This window comes from Hydrogenovibrio sp. 3SP14C1 (assembly GCF_029625905.1).
In the GTDB taxonomy this organism is placed as follows: domain Bacteria; phylum Pseudomonadota; class Gammaproteobacteria; order Thiomicrospirales; family Thiomicrospiraceae; genus Hydrogenovibrio.
The window spans coordinates 1-267 of sequence record NZ_JARTLM010000140.1; the positions used below are offsets into that span (position 1 = coordinate 1).

Here is a 267-nt window from a genome sequence, read left to right on the forward strand (position 1 = left end):
TCGGAGGTGGTCAGGTTGCCGATCGCACCGCCGGCCACGGCGCCACCGACGGTGGCGGCGGGATCGCCATTGGAGAGCAGGTTGCCGGCCACGCCACCGACCACGGCGCCGACCAGGGTGCGCTTGTCCTTCCTCGACATCGCGCTGGCATCGCTGACCACGGCGACACCGGCCACCAGTGCCAGGGCCATCGCCAGACCACGGAAGCTGAGTGTGGAAGTACTGAGCATGTTCGTTCTCCTGTGAGGTGCATGCCACGCTGGGCAG

General features: G+C 68.2%; 1 protein-coding gene. It reads right to left on the bottom strand.

The window, feature by feature from the left end:
- Positions 1 to 230: glycine zipper 2TM domain-containing protein (locus P8629_RS11965; RefSeq protein WP_278166336.1), on the bottom strand; the 230-nt coding region annotated here is incomplete at its 3' end.
- Between the last annotated feature and the right edge of the window lie 37 nt (positions 231 to 267).